The sequence below is a fragment of the Nonomuraea sp. NPDC050404 genome, assembly GCF_040655495.1.
In the GTDB taxonomy this organism is placed as follows: domain Bacteria; phylum Actinomycetota; class Actinomycetes; order Streptosporangiales; family Streptosporangiaceae; genus Nonomuraea.
Genome location: NZ_JBFAKB010000005.1, coordinates 436,312 through 448,699, shown reverse-complemented (window position 1 = coordinate 448,699; position 12,388 = coordinate 436,312). Strand labels below are relative to the sequence as shown.

General features: G+C 68.6%; 9 protein-coding genes. 3 read left to right on the top strand and 6 right to left on the bottom strand.

The window, feature by feature from the left end; translation table 11 throughout:
* The first annotated feature begins 17 nt into the window (after positions 1–17).
* Entirely contained in the window at positions 18–1,166 is a 1,149-nt protein-coding gene (locus tag AB0I81_RS16370; protein WP_360656724.1) for a hypothetical protein, read from the top strand.
* 98 nt (positions 1,167–1,264) lie between these two features.
* Here the strand turns inward: AB0I81_RS16370 and AB0I81_RS16365 are convergent, their stop codons facing one another.
* The 4 genes from AB0I81_RS16365 to AB0I81_RS16350 form a co-directional block, all read right to left on the bottom strand.
* Positions 1,265–2,107, bottom strand: coding sequence for a ubiquitin-like domain-containing protein (locus tag AB0I81_RS16365; RefSeq protein ID WP_360656721.1), 843 nt, complete (start codon positions 2,105–2,107; stop codon positions 1,265–1,267).
* Positions 2,108–2,272: 165 nt separating this feature from the next.
* Positions 2,273–3,127 (bottom strand): TatD family hydrolase, encoded by an 855-nt coding sequence (locus AB0I81_RS16360; protein WP_360656719.1) that lies wholly within the window; start codon positions 3,125–3,127, stop codon positions 2,273–2,275.
* A 77-nt stretch (positions 3,128–3,204) separates the two neighbouring features.
* Positions 3,205–4,986, bottom strand: a complete 1,782-nt coding sequence (metG, locus tag AB0I81_RS16355; protein WP_360656716.1) for a methionine--tRNA ligase — start codon at positions 4,984–4,986, stop codon at positions 3,205–3,207.
* Positions 4,987–5,334: 348 nt separating this feature from the next.
* Positions 5,335–6,555, bottom strand: coding sequence for a glycosyltransferase family 2 protein (locus AB0I81_RS16350; protein WP_360656713.1), 1,221 nt, complete (start codon positions 6,553–6,555; stop codon positions 5,335–5,337).
* Positions 6,556–6,654: 99 nt separating this feature from the next.
* Between AB0I81_RS16350 and AB0I81_RS16345 the strand changes: the two genes are divergently transcribed.
* Positions 6,655–8,202 carry a hypothetical protein gene (locus AB0I81_RS16345; protein WP_360656710.1) on the top strand — a complete coding sequence of 516 codons (1,548 nt, stop codon included), beginning with the start codon at positions 6,655–6,657 and terminating at the stop codon, positions 8,200–8,202.
* On the opposite strand, the gene AB0I81_RS16340 is transcribed toward AB0I81_RS16345, so the two are convergent.
* On the bottom strand, positions 8,138–9,733 hold the full coding sequence (locus tag AB0I81_RS16340; protein WP_360656707.1) for a phospholipid carrier-dependent glycosyltransferase: 1,596 nt from the start codon (positions 9,731–9,733) through the stop codon (positions 8,138–8,140). The two genes, AB0I81_RS16345 and AB0I81_RS16340, sit on opposite strands and share 65 nt — an antisense overlap.
* 10 nt (positions 9,734–9,743) lie before the next feature.
* On the bottom strand, positions 9,744–10,592 hold the full coding sequence (gene rsmI, locus AB0I81_RS16335) for a 16S rRNA (cytidine(1402)-2'-O)-methyltransferase (RefSeq protein ID WP_360656704.1): 849 nt from the start codon (positions 10,590–10,592) through the stop codon (positions 9,744–9,746).
* A 78-nt stretch (positions 10,593–10,670) separates the two neighbouring features.
* On the opposite strand from rsmI, the gene AB0I81_RS16330 reads away from it, so the two are divergent.
* Complete coding sequence (locus tag AB0I81_RS16330) at positions 10,671–12,305, top strand: phospholipid carrier-dependent glycosyltransferase (protein ID WP_360656701.1); 1,635 nt, start codon at positions 10,671–10,673, stop codon at positions 12,303–12,305.
* The last annotated feature ends 83 nt before the right edge of the window (positions 12,306–12,388 follow it).

The window sequence follows — 12,388 nt, the reverse complement described above, 5'->3', positions numbered from 1 at the left end:
CGAATGGTGCAGGGGCCATGGGTGTCACTGCCATGGCCTTCAGTGGCGTGGCGTGCGCCGGAGCTTCCGACTTCGACGGGGACGGGGTGGACGACGTGGCGGTGGGCGATCCGTTCGCCGACCGGACGGGTGCCGTGCATGTGTTGTCGGGTGGCAAGGTCGTCCCCGTGACCGTTCCCGGGCCCGCCGATGGCGACGGGTTCGGCTGGTCCGTGCGGCTGGCGCAGGTCGATGGTGACGCCTGCGCCGACCTGGTCATCGGCGCGCCGTACGCGGACGTGGACGGCGTCGAGGACGCCGGGGCCGCGTACATCGTCTACGGCGGCGGCACGACGCCCCCGCAGCGCCTGACCGCGCCCCAGCCCCAGCGGTTCGCGCACTTCGGCTGGTCGCTGGCCGCGCGCGGCGACCTGGTCGTGATAGGCGCGCCGTACGAGGACGAGTCCCAGCTCCTGGACGTGGGCGCCATCTACGTACGCAAGGGCGCGACGGAGCTGCGCAGGATCAGCCAGGAGACCGTGGACGTGCGGGGCAACAGCGAGGTCGGCGACCAGTTCGGCTGGTCGATGGCGTTCGGGCCGGAGAACGGGCTGGTCGTCGGCGTGCCGTACGAGAACGACGACGGCGCGGGCCGCCAGATCGAGGCCGGCAAGATCGACTCGGGCTCGGTCGTCTTCATCGACGACGTGCTGGCGACGAAGATCACCTCATTCAAGCTGGACTCGCCGACCGCCAAGTCCGGTGACCGGTACGGCTACGCGGTCGCCTACTCCGAGGGCTCCGGTTACGCCATCAGCTCACCGGGACCCGGTTACGTGGAACTGCTGAATCCCGCCAGGAAACCCATCAGGCGGGTGACGCAGGCGGCCAAGCAGGCGTTCGGGTTCTCGATGGCCGCCTCCTCCGACGGCCGGCTGGCGATCGGCGCCCCGTACGGGAACGGCGTGCGGATCGTCTCGTGGAAGAACGCCGCCGAGGACCGGACCCTGACGGCCAAGGACGGCCTGTTCGGCTGGTCGGTGGCCTTCAGCGGGAACAAACTGTTCGTGGGCCAGCCGGACGCGCCACCGTACGGGAAGGTCTCGGTTGCCGCACGCAACGACGACGCGCTCCAGCCGCTCCAGCCGCCCAAGGGGGCCGACTTCGGGTCCTCAGTATCCGGTTGAAGCCCCGTTGAAGAGTTCAGCGTCCGGTTGAAGCGCCGTTGAAGGCTCAGCGTCCGGTTGGAGCCGCTTGAGGGGCTGAGCATCCGGTTGGTCGCGTGTCAGGAGGCGGCGGCGGTGAACAGGCGTTCGCCGCAGTGCGGCCACTGGCCCTGCCACTTGCCGCTCACCTGCTGGTACAGGAGCTGGGCCCGGTAGGTCTGCTCGTCCTCCGGCCAGGTGTTCGGCAGGCCCATCCCGCCCACGGCCTGCCACATGGCCAGGCTGAACTGGTACATGCCGTAGTAAGGCCCGTCCGGGTTGTACGCCTGCGGGTTCCCGTGCGACTCGCACATGGCCAGCGCCCGCCAGTCGAGCTGGAGTACGTCGGACCGGATCGGTACGGAGCGGGGCGGGCTGACCGTGATGACCGTGCCGTTCTTGGGGAAGCTGCTCAGCGGCGGGTCCACCTGGTAGCCCCGGCGCAGGGCGACGCGCTTCTGCCTGAGCACCTCGCGTACCGTCCTGGCCGTCGTACGCGAGGTCAGCCGCGTGGTGCCGGCCACGACGTACACCTTCCGCCTTGTGTACACCGTCAGCTCCATGCCCTCAAGCGGCACCGCGTCGGCGGGCGTGGCCGAGAACTTGCCGCCGGCGGCGGGGGCGATGTCGAGCTCGGCCAGGGCGTCGCCCACGTTCGTGGCGGTGACCAGGTGTTTGCTGGTGCGGCCGTCGAGCGTCAGGGTGATGGGGCGGGCGCGGCGCACCTCGATCGTGGCGCCGTCGTCGACCTCGTTCAGCGAGGACGGGCTCACGACGTCGCCGTACCCCACCGACACCTCGGCCTCGGCGAGCACCTCCGCCACGGTCCCCGCGAACGCGCGGACCGGCCTGTGCTCGCCATCGACGACCACGACAACCTCTTTGACCAGGGACGACACCGCGACGAGCGCGCCGACTGCCACCGCGCCCGCCACGCACACAACCGGCGTCCACGGCGAAAGCCACGGGATCGGCGGACGGGGCGCACGCCTCTTTCCTCGCACGAACCAACCTCCGGTAGGGCGGCAGGACCGCCCGAACGCTAGCGCTGGTCCCGCCCCCGTAACTACCGGTTCACCAAAAGATGGTCACCACTCGCCGAAGACGGTGACTCCGTTGACGCTGATCGCCTCACACAACTCATCCGGATGTACCTTTTTGACCTCGGCGAGGCAGCGCAGGACGAGCGGGATGAGATAAGGGGCGTTGGGCTTGCCACGGTGCGGGACGGGCGGCAGGTAGGGAGCGTCGGTCTCGACCAGCATGAGCTCGGCGGGCGCGACCTCGGCCGCCTCGCGCAGGTAGCCGGCGTTCTTGTACGTCACCGGCCCGGAGAACGACATGAAATATCCCGCTTCGACGCACTTTTTCGCCATTTCGGCGTCACCCGAGAAGCTGTGGAAGACCACCTTGTCCGGCGCACCCTCGGCGGCCAGCACCTTCAGCACGTCGTCGTGCGCCTCACGGTCGTGGATCACCAGCGCCTTGCCGGTGCGCTTGGCGATCTCGATGTGCGCGCGGAAGCTCGCGTGCTGGTCGTCCCTGCTCGCCCAGTCGCGGTAGTAGTCGAGGCCCGTCTCCCCGACCGCCCGCACCTCCGGCCGCCCGGCCAGCGACTCGATCTCGGCCAGCACCTCGGGCGTGGCCTCGTGGGCCTCGTTCGGGTGGATGGCGACGCCGGCGTACACGCCCTCCTGCTCGGCCGACACCTCGGCGTTCCAGCGGGAGGAGGCCAGGTCGTAGCCGATCGTCACCAGCCGCGTCACGCCGACGGCCCGCGCGTCGTCGAGGATGCCGCGCACGCTGGCCGCCGCCGCCTGCGCGGCCTGCGCCACCGGATCGCCCGATGACGCCTGCCGGTTGCCCACCATGATGTCGAGGTGGCAGTGGCTGTCGAACACGGGCGCGGAAAGCGGCTCTGGTGCGGCCGGAAGCTTGGTCACGCCATCTAAAGTAGCCGCCGTGACGGCGAAGCCGGTCAGGAGGACCGCCTCCGCCGTCACGCTGAAGGACTAGGGGATCACTCGCCCAGCCGGGCCAGCTCCTCGTCCACGACCTTCGGGTCGAGCTTCTTGAACAGCGGCACGGGCGGCGCCAGCGGCGTGCCCGGCTTGATCGGCCGGTGCTCCCAGCGGGCCGCGCCGTCGTACTCGCCGGTGATCACCGGGTACGGGGTGCCGCCGTCCTCGTCGACCTCGCGGATCTCCGGCATGCCCGACCACACGCCCTCGCCGCCGAGCATGTCGAAGACCTTGTTGGAGGAGCTGGGCAGGAACGGCGTGAGCATCGTCTTGGCGTCGTCCACGACCTGCAGCGCGACGTGCAGGATGGACTTCTGCCGCTCCGGGTCGTCCTTGAGCTTCCACGGCTCCTGCTCGGCCAGGTACTTGTTGGCCTCGCGGACCACGTCGAACGCCTCGGTGATCGCGTTCTTGAACCGAGACCGGCCCAGCTCCGCGCCCACCGGGCCGAACGCCTTGCGCGAGCGCTCCAGCAACACCCGGTCGGCGTCGGTGAGGTCGCCCGCCTCGGGCACGGCGCCGAAGTTCTTGGCCGCCATCGAGATGGACCGGTTGACCAGGTTGCCCCAGGCCGCGACCAGCTCGCCGTTGTTGCGGTTGACGAACTCCTGCCAGGTGAAGTCGGTGTCCTGGTTCTCCGGTCCTGCCACGGCGATGTAGTAGCGCAGCGCGTCGGCGTCGTAGCGGGCCAGGAAGTCGCGCACGTAGATGACGATCTGCCGGGAGGAGGAGAACTTCTTGCCCTCCATCGTCAGGAACTCGCTGGAAACCACCTCGGACGGCACGTCGAGCGCGCCCAGCGGGCCTGGCGAGCCGTCGCGCGCGCCGATGCCGCTGTAGCCGAACAACATCGCCGGCCAGATCTCGGCGTGGAAGACGATGTTGTCCTTGCCCATGAAGTAGTAGCCGCGGGCGTCGGGGTTCTGCCACCACTGGCGCCACGCGTCGGGGTCGCCCGAGCGCCTGGCCCACTCGATGGAGGCCGACAGGTAGCCGATGACCGCGTCGAACCACACGTAGAGCCGCTTGTTGGGCTGGTCGCGCCAGCCGTCGAGCGGGATCGGCACGCCCCAGTCGAGGTCGCGGCTGATCGCCCGGGGCTGCAGGTCGCCGAGCAGGTTGAGGGCGAACTTCAGCACGTTGGGCCGCCACTCGCCCTGCTTGGACTGCAGGTAGGTGCCGAGCACCTCGGCGAAGGCGGGCAGGTCGAGCATGAAGTGCTCGGTCTCGACGAACGTCGGCGTCTCGCCGTTGATGCGGCTCTTGGGGTTGACGAGCTGGATCGGGTCGAGCTGGTTGCCGCAGTTGTCGCACTGGTCGCCGCGCGCGCCGTCGTAGCCGCAGATGGGGCAGGTGCCCTCGATGTAGCGGTCGGGCAGCGTGCGGCCGGTGGACGGCGAGATCGCGCCCATCGTGGTCTTGGGGAAGATGTAGCCGTTGTCGTAGAGGCCCTTGAAGATCGCCTGCGTGACGGCGTAGTGGTTCTTGGTGGTGGTCCTGGTGAACAGGTCGTAGGACAGGCCGAGCCCGGTCAGGTCCTCGGCGATGACGCGGTTGTAGCGGTCGGCCAGCTCCCTGGCCGTCACGCCCTCCTTGTCGGCCTGGACCTGGATGGGTGTGCCGTGCTCGTCGGTGCCGGACACCATCAGCACCTTGTTGCCCGCCATGCGCTGGTAACGACTGAAAACATCAGACGGAACGCCAAAACCGGACACGTGCCCGATGTGCCGAGGACCATTGGCGTAAGGCCACGCAACGGCGGTCAAGATGTGCTGGGACATGGTTCTTAGCCTACGGGGTCTTAGAAGATCATCTGTTACGCGTTGCCATGGTTCCCACCCGCCGCACTTCGGCGGGCTTGGGATCATCTGTTACGCGTTGCCATGGTTCCCCACCCGCCGCACTTCGGCTGATGGCCCTCCAGGAAACGCCCGCTGAACCCTTCACCGGTGACCCGCCGCAACGCGAGCCCAAGTTACCCGGTTACCGGGCCCTCCTGACCACGTAACCGGCCGGCAGTGCGCGCCGTTACGGCGGCGCGCCACTGACCGGTCAGCGGGCGTTTCCCTGGACAGACGGGAACCAGCGGCGGTGGGTGGCCGGCCACGGCACCGCGTAAAAAATGCTGTTTATCGCTTGGTCTCTTCGAGAGAGGTCTTCGAGAATGCTTCCTCCGCCGCCGCGGCGGCGTGGTCGATCGGGGTTTCGCGGGTGCGGCGGATGCCCAAAATGCTGATGAACAGTGCGGCGAAGATCGTCTGGAAGCTCATGACGAACGCCGTCGCCGACGGCACCACCAGGCGCAGCGACTCGCGCGGGTTCAGCTCACCGAAGCTGCGCACCTGCCAGTGCACCAGCGACATCACCAGCCCGACCAGACCGGCCAGCGCCAGCAGGCCGCCCACCACGAGCCCCTTCTCCAGGCTCACGATGCCGATCAGCCGCCGGATGCGTGGCGACTCCGGCAGGAAGCCCTCCTCCGCCGCGTACACCTTGGTGAAGACCGCGAACAGCGCCGCCTGGAAGCCGATCACCACCAGGGCGGCCGAGCCGACCAGCGTGTCGACGTCGAAGGCGAGCTCGCCGATCTCGACCGGGCCGAACACGAGCGCCGTCCCCGCCACCAGGCCGACGATCATCATCAGCACGCCGGGGTAGAAGAACAGCCACTTCGGGCTGTAGAGGAGCAGGAAGCGCAGGTGGCGCCAGCCGTCGCGCCAGGAGCGCAGGTGCGGCGGGCGGGAACGGCCGTCGGGGGCGAGCGTCGTGGGCACCTCGCGCACGTCGAGGCCCGACAGCGTGGAGCGGACCACCATCTCGGAGGCGAACTCCATGCCGCCCGTCTGGAGCTGCAGCCGCAGGATCGAGTCACGGCGGAAACCGCGCAGCCCGCAGTGGAAGTCCTTGATCGCCGACGGGAAGAACAGCCGGCCGATGAAGGACAACACCGGGTTGCCCAGGTAGCGGTGGAGCGGCGGCATGGCGCCCGGGGCGATGCCGCCCCTGAAGCGGTTGCCCATGACCAGGTCGGCACCGTCGCGGAGCTGCTCGACGAACGGCAGCAGCGAGGTGAAATCGTAGGAGTCGTCGGCATCGCCCATGATGACGTATTTGCCGCGTGCGGCCCTGATGCCGCCCATCAGGGCGTTTCCATAGCCCTTTTCATCCACATGCACGACACGAGCACCGGCATCGCGGGCGAGCTGCTGTGAGCCGTCCGAGCTGCCGTTGTCGGCGATCAGTACCTCGCCCTCGATGCCGTGCTCCTCCATGCACGCCAGTGCCTTGCGTACACAGACTTCCACGGTCTCCGCCTCGTTGAGGCAGGGCATGACCACCGTCAGTTCCACGTGTCTACCCTTCAGTTAAGGCTCTTCCAGTGAACCATCATGCCTTGAAGGAGCCCATGCTCGGGCACAGACCCGAAAACGACTGGCATTCTTTACAGCATGGTGAGCGTCGCGGAGATTACCCCTGTGGACCACTCCGCCCCTGGCAGGACGGCACGTCTGCTGTCCATGGTGCGCAGGCATCGGGTGTTCGCCGCGGTCTTCGGCGTCGGCGCCGTGCTGCGGCTGATCACCATGCTCGGCTACGGCCCGGCCATGTGGTTCAACGACTCCTACGAGTACGTCTCGGTGGCGCTGCATCCGCGGCCGCACCCGATCAGGCCCGACGGCTACAGCTTCTGGCTGATGTTGCTGCAGCCGTTCCACAGCTTCACGCTGGTCGTCTTTTTGCAGCACGTGATGGGTCTGGCCACGGCGTGCCTGATCTACGCGCTGCTGCGGATCAAGTTCAGGCTGCCGAAGTGGGGCGCCACGCTGGCGGCCGCGCCGGTGTTGCTCGACGCCTACCAGATCCAGCTCGAACAGCTGATCATGTCCGACACCATGTTCATGCTGCTCGTGGTGGGCGTCATCACCCTGGTGTTGTGGAAGCGGCGGCTGAGCTGGAAGGCGGGCCTGGTCATCGGCCTGCTGCTGGCGCTGACCTGGCTGACGCGGTCGATCGGCCTGCCGATCCTGGCGCTCGTGGTGCTCTATCTTCTGGTCAAGCGGACCGGCTGGCGGCCGATCGTGGCGTTGATCACCGCCTGCGCGATCCCGGTGATGGCGTACATGGGGTGGTTCGCCTCCGCGTACGGCAAGTTCGCGATGACCAACAGCGACGGGCTCATCCTCTACATGCGCACCGCCATCTTCGCCGACTGCAACAAGATGGACATCGACAAGTACAAAGAGGTCCAGCTCCTGCTGTTGTGCATCAACGACCCGGTCAACCAGCGCAAGGACTACGCGCAGTGGTACCTGTGGGGTCAGGGCAACGGCGACGGCACCGGCACCGGCGAGGTGCTGCACCGTTGGGGCACCAACAAGAAGTGGAGCGAGATCACCAACGAGGCGGCCAGCGCGTTCGCGACCCGGGCCATCCTGTCGCAGCCCGGCGACTACCTGCAGGTGGTGGCGCGCGACTTCTTCCGCTCCTTCCACTGGTCGCGCCCGCGTTTCCCGGACGAGTCGACGTACAACATGTACCAGTTCAAGCCGTACGTCGAGATCGACGAGAACGGCCAGCCCAAACGGCTGCCGAAGTGGTCCTCCTACGCCGGTGGCCGGACCGACACCGACGCGTTCAGCTACGAGCAGGGGCCCCCGGAGACGCGCATCGTGCAGCCCTGGGCCACGATCATGAGCAGCTACCAGCAGGTGTTCTACCTGCGCGGCATCGTGGTCGGCGGGATCCTGCTGATCGGCCTGTACGGGGTCGTGGTGCGCTGGCGCAAGTTCGGCGGCCCGGTGGCGCTGCCCTGGCTGGGCGCGGTCGGCCTGCTGCTGGCCCCGGCGGCCACGGCGGAGTTCGACTACCGCTACGTGCTTCCCGCCGTGCCGCTGGCCTGCATAGCGGCGGCGATCACGCTGCGCCGCGGGGTCACTTGGGCGCGCCGGTCACCCAAGAAGTCATCAACATCCGGGACCACCACTGCGCGTGCGTGACCGTCTCGGCGGTCAGCACCGGTGACAACCACCAGAAGTTGATCAGCACGATGAGCGTGAACGCGCCCACTGCCGCCGCCCCGGCCGCCCTCCTGGCGGGCGGGGCGTCCCGCCTGCCGAGGACGAGCCCGGCGCACAACGTGAGGGCCAGCACCATGAACGGCACGACGGGGATCATGTAGAACAGGTACATCGTGCGGTTGTCGGCGATGGCGTAGTAGAACCAGGGCAGCCAGCCGGCCGCGAAGGCCAGCAGCACGGCCCCGGCCCGCCAGTCGCGGGAGGAGAAGTACCAGGCGACGAGCGCGATCACGGCGAGCGCGGCGGCGTACCAGAGTGCGGGGGTGCCGACGCCCAGCACCGCCTGGGAGCACTGGTCGCTGCCGCAGGCCGACGGCGGCAGGTTCGCGGGGTACCAGAAGGAGACCGGCCGTAAGAGCAGCGGCCAGTGCCAGGGCTCCGACATCCACGAGTGGTAGGTGTCCAGGCCGCTGTGGTAGCCGAGGACCTGCGACTGGTACTGCAGCCACGAGCGCGCCGAGTCCAGCGCGAAGAAGAACGGGTTGCCCGCGGAGGTGGCCTGGTCCCAGTTGCGGCCCCAGCCGCCCGCGGTGGCGAACCACCCGGTCCACGAGGCCACGAAGGTCACCGCGGGCACGATCGCCAGGGCGCCGAACCCGCCCGGCAGGTCGTACGCCAGCGACCCCCGGTACGCCTCCCGCAGCCCCACCGCCCGCCGGGCGCCGAAGTCCCACATCAGCGACATGACCGCGAACGCGATGAGGAAGAAGATCCCCGACCATTTGACCGCGCAAGCGGCCCCCAGGCACAACCCCGCCGCCAGCCGCCACGGCCGCCATCCCAGCCGCGGGCCCCGTTCGGTGCGCGCGGAGACCGAGGCGTCGTACCAGCCCGCCAGCCGCCCCCTGGCCCAGTCACGGTCGGCCACCAGGCAGGCGAACCCGGCCAGCACCCAGAACATCAGGAAGATGTCCAGCAGCGCCGTCCTGGACAACACCAGGTGCAGCCCGTCGAGCGCCAGCAGCGTCCCTGCCAGGCAGCCGAGCAGCGTCGAGCGGGTCATCCTGCGCGCGACCCTGGCCAGGATGAGGATGGACAGCGTGCCCGCGAGCGCCGCCACGAAGCGCCAGCCGAACGGGTTCATCCCGAACAGCCACTCGCCCGCGCCGATCATCCACTTGCCCAGCGGCGGGTGCGCCACGAAGGAGCCGCAGTCCGCAGGCTGGGGACAGTCCTTGAAGATGTCCAGGTTGCCGGCCATGATGCGCCGGTCGGAGATGGGGTCCTTGTCGTCGCCGAGCATGACCCGCTCGACGCCGTGCGTGATCAGCGAGTAGGCGTCCTTGACGTAGAACGTCTCGTCGAACACCACGGCCTTCGGCTCGCCGAGCCTGATGAAGCGCAGCAGTCCGCCGAAGATCGCCACCGCGAGCGGCCCGAGCCAGCCCAGGAGGGCGCCGCCCGGCATCGGCGGGACCAGCCGCTGCGCCGACACCCCCCAGTTCTTCACGATGCGCACCCTATGGGGTGGGAGTTCTCCTGTGAACCAGGTCATACAGCTCTCGTTTGGGTACGCCGGCGCCCTTGGCCACCTCGGCCACCGCCTGCCCGCGCCGCTCGCCACCGGAGACCCTGCGCTCCACCTCGGCGGCCAGGGCGTCCAGGTCCTGCTCCACCTCGCCCGCCGGATATCCCGCCACCACGACCGTGATCTCGCCCTTGACGCCGGGCGCCGCCCATTCGGCCAGTTCGGCCAGCCCGCCCCTGCGCACTTCCTCGTAGGTCTTGGTCAGCTCCCTGCACACCGCCGCCCGCCGGTCGGGGCCGAACGCCTGCGCCATGGCCTGCAGGGAGTCGGCCAGGCGGTGCGGCGCCTCGAAGAAGACCATCGTGCGCTCCTCGGCCGCCAGCGCGGCCAGGCTGCGGGCCCGCTCGCCGGACTTGCGCGGCGGGAAGCCCTCGAAGCAGAACCGGTCGCTGGCCAGCCCGGACACGGCCAGCGCGGTGGTGACGGCGCTCGGCCCCGGCAGCGCGGTGACGGTGATGCCCGCCTCGACGGCCAGATGCGTCAGGCGGTAGCCCGGGTCCGACACGCCCGGCATGCCCGCGTCGGTGATCACCACGACCGTGCGGCCCTGTTTCAGCGCCTCGACGAGCTCCTGGGCGCGGCCCGCCTCGTTCTGGTCGTAGTAGGACACCACCCTGGCGGTGAGCTCGACGCCGAGATCGGCGACGAGCCTGCGCAGCCGGCGCGTGTCCTCGGCGGCCACCACGTCGGCGCTCTCCAGCACCTCGCGCAGTCGCGGAGAGACGTCTCCGACCTGGCCTATGGGGGCTCCTGCCAGCACCAACCTGCCGTTCTCAGTCACCTGACCATTGTGGCAGCGCATCCCAAATAGACCGTGTTTCTTGGGTAACCACCGCTCTGGGGCCCGTACGATGTCCGAATGGCGGTGACCGATTCCCCGTACCAGGCCTACGAGAGCTCGGAGGCCGGCGAGAGCCAACCCAGGGCGCAGTCCGTACGTGATCGGGTCATACCTCCCATGCGCGGCAGCGTGTTCTGGGGATGGGCCGGACCACTGCTGATCACCCTCTTCGGCGGGATCCTGCGCTTCATCGGCCTCGGCCATCCCAAGTCCGTGGTCTTCGACGAGACCTACTACATGAAGGACGCCTTCTCGCTGATCACGCACGGCGTCGAGAAGGTCACGATCAAGGACGCCGACAAGGGCATCCTGGCCGGCAACACCGACATCTTCCAGGCGTGCTCGCCGCAGGACTTCGAGAAGTGCGCCTCCTACGTCGTGCACCCGCCGCTGGGCAAGTGGATGATCGGCCTGGGCGAGTGGATGTTCGGGCTCAACCCGTTCGGCTGGCGCTTCGCCGCCGCGGTGATCGGCACGTTGTCCATCCTCATCCTGGCCAGGGTGGCGCGCAGGATGACCCGCTCGACGCTGCTCGGCTGCTTCGCGGGCCTGCTGCTGGCGCTGGACGGCCTGCACTTCGTGCTCTCGCGCACGGCGCTGCTGGACATCTTCCTGATGTTCTGGGCACTGGCGGCGTTCGCCTGCCTGGTGGTCGACCGCGACCAGACCCGCGAGAAGCTGGTCACCTGGTACGAGAACTCGCCGGTCTCGTCGGTGGGCCCGTCGCTGGGCATCAGATGGTGGCGGATCGGGGCCGGGGTGTGCCTGGCCTTCGCGATGTCGGTCAAGTGGTCGGGGCTGGCGTTCGCGGTCGCGTTCGCGATCATGTCGCTGATGTGGGACTTCGGCGCCCGCCGGGCCGTGGGGCTGCGCCAGCCGTACAAGGGGGCGTTCGCCAAGGACGTGCCGCAGGGCGTGGTCGCCTTCGGCATCGTGCCGTTCGTGGCCTACATGGCGACCTGGGCGGGCTGGTTCGTCAACCACGACGGCTACGGCCGCAACTGGGACCAGGCCACCTCGGCCGGCAACCCGCTGTTCTTCGTCTTCGACTCGATGCGGTCGTGGGTGCAGTACCAGTGGCAGGTCTTCACCTTCCACAGCGGCCTGGAGACCTCGCACCCGTACATGTCCGAGCCGTGGTCGTGGCCGCTGCTGCTGCGCCCGGTCGCCTTCTACTACGAGAGCAAGTCGAACGCGTGCGGCGTCAAGGACTGCTCGGAGGCCGTGCTCGGCGTGGGCACGCCGATCATCTGGTTCGGCGCGCTGGCCGCGCTGGTGGCCCTGATCGCCTGGTACGTCTCCTCGCGCGACTGGCGGGCCGGGGCCGTGCTCCTGGCCTACGTCATGGCCTGGCTGCCCTGGTTCTACTTCGCCCTCGCGGACAACCGCACGATGTTCCTGTTCTACGCCATCCCGATGGTGCCGTTCATGGTGCTGGCCATCACCCTGTGCGCCGGGCTGCTGATCGGGCCGTCCACCGTGACGGCCAAGGGCACCGTTCCCCTGCGGCGTACCCTCGGTGCGGCCGCCGTGGGCGCCTTCGCCCTCCTGGCACTGATCAACTTCTGGTGGCTGCATCCGATCCTGTCCGCCGAGCTGATTCCCTACGCCGACTGGAAGGCCCGCATGTTGTTTGAGAAACGGTGGATATGATCACGTTACAGTCACCTCAATAGGGGTTTTTTAGGTAGTCGCTGTGCAAGACCCAATACGCACCGGTTTCGGTCATCGTCAGG